Raw genomic sequence first — 2,172 nt, 5'->3', positions numbered from 1 at the left:
CGGCGAAAGTGTACAGAGTAGCAAGACCAATGAGAAATTCACTTCTGACGATTTCGTGTTTCATCAAGGGTTTATTGATGGGCTGGGGCTTACGCTTAACGAGAACCACATTGTTAACCAGATACTATATCTGGACGATAAACAGAAATGGCGTAAGCTGCTGGACAAAAAAGTTGAGGAACTGAACAAAAGTTCCAATTTCGGTTCTCAGAACATGGTGGTACTCGGAAAAATCCAGCATATTCTTGACCAGATCAATGCCGATGACAATGCCCGGATTATCCGTGGCCATTTGAACCTCGTGTATTGGGACCGGGAGGCCCGAAGTCTGGATAGAATTGCTTCCAAAATAAAGACCGAATTTAAGGAACTAGATATAATCCCCTATTATCCAAGGGGCGAAGAAAGGAAGAATTACATACTGAACAGCTACTGCTGTTTTTCTTCCAATTTCTCGAACAATGATTTATACGTGACCGATTTGAAACACGCGCTTTGCCTGTTTATCAATAATACAAATTACAAATCGGATGCTACCGGGATCATCTTTAACGACAGGGAACATAACATCCCTGTTCTCAAAGATGTGTGGGATGAACACAAAAAACGAATCAAGGCAAGAAACTTTGCCATTTTTGCACCAACCGGTGAAGGCAAATCGTTTTTGGCCAATAATATTCTGCGCCAATACTTTGAAAGTGGCGTTAGGTTGGTGATTATCGATCTGGGCGGTTCCTACACCAAATTCGCAAAACTTTATCCTGAAAAATATACCGTACTCCGCTACGAGAGTGGGAAAAATTTAGGGATCAACCCTTTTTACATCAGCGATACTATAGACCTAACACCGGAACGTTTAGAAGATTTATCGGTCTTTCTATTCGAGCTATTTGCTTCTGATCTGAAAGTGACCAAGGCACAATCCGTATCTGTCAAGAAAATACTGCGTCATTATTACGATAGCACTGCGGAAAATCATTCGTTGGATAATTTCTACCATTTTATCGAACGCAAACAAAACGAACTTTTAGACCACCTTAAAATCCATCCTGACTACTTTAATGTTACGAATTTCTTGCACGTAATGTCTGAGTATGTTGGCGATGGTCTATACAGCTTCCTCTTTGAGGTAAGCGAAGATCAGACCTATAAAATCGAGGACAAACGCCTTATTGTTTTTGAACTGGACGAAGTCAAGGATAACAAGGAAATCCTGTCCGTAATGCTCAAACTGATTAAATCGGCAATACAAAGGACGATTTGGAAAAATAAGGCGGAAAAAGGGATCATTTTGTTTGATGAGTTTGCCAAGCAATTGAAGTTTGAGAACGTACTGGAAAGTGTGGAATTCTATTATCAGGCTATCCGAAAACAGAACGGGGCTATTGGGATTATCCTCCAATCTATCAATCAACTTCCGAACAATTCCACTTCTGCGAGCATCTTAGAAAACACTCAGGTCATTTATAGCTTAAACAATGAAAAAGGCTATGCGGAATTGGTCAAAAGGCTCAACTTATCAAGCCACGACCTGAACCAGTTGAAATCCATCAAAAATAATCTTTCGGGACCTCGCAAGTACACCGAAATGTTCATCAAAATTGGCAAGGGAAGCAACATTTTTCGGCTTGAGGTTCCCAAAGAGGTCTATGCGGCTTACCTCACGGACGGTAGGGAAAACGATGAAATTATGATGCTCTACGCACAGCATCGGGATATGGAAAAAGCAATCAAGGAATATTCATCTAAAAATTAGAAACAATGAAAATAAAACTAGTAATACTCGCAATGGCACTTTTATTCAGCCTGAACATTAAAGCCCAAGGGATGCCCGTCTATGACAACACGAATTTCATAAGCTTGGTCAAATCTCTCGTGGAATCTGCAAAACAGACATCAAACCTCGTCAAGACCGTAAAATTTCTGAAAACTCAAAAGGAAAACCTTGAAAAGGTCAACAATGTGGTCAAACAATTAAAAGCCGTCGGGGAAATAGGCCGGAACAATCAACGCCTGATCTATGTGATGCAAAATGATCTAAGGGATATTCTCGATTCCCCTTACATCAAACCAAACGAAGTAGAACGGGTATCGGAATCATTCAATGCCATTGTTGAAAATTCCTTGGAAACAATGGACTTTATCGATCAGATCCTGTCCAACGATTATCTC

At 40.5% G+C, this 2,172-nt stretch carries 2 protein-coding genes; both read left to right on the top strand.

All coding sequences use genetic code 11. The features are described from left to right. A partial coding sequence (locus RM529_RS16945; protein ID WP_311485933.1) for a VirB4 family type IV secretion system protein occupies positions 1-1,756 on the top strand: 1,756 nt, incomplete at its 5' end. A 5-nt stretch (positions 1,757-1,761) separates the two neighbouring features. After that, positions 1,762-2,172 (top strand): conjugal transfer protein (locus RM529_RS16940; protein WP_311485932.1); only part of this gene is annotated, 411 nt, incomplete at its 3' end.

This window comes from Autumnicola edwardsiae (assembly GCF_031846505.1).
Classification (GTDB): Bacteria; Bacteroidota; Bacteroidia; order Flavobacteriales; family Flavobacteriaceae; genus Autumnicola; species Autumnicola edwardsiae.
The sequence above is the reverse complement of the archived record's forward strand: the minus strand, read 5'-3'. Positions and strand labels throughout refer to the sequence as shown.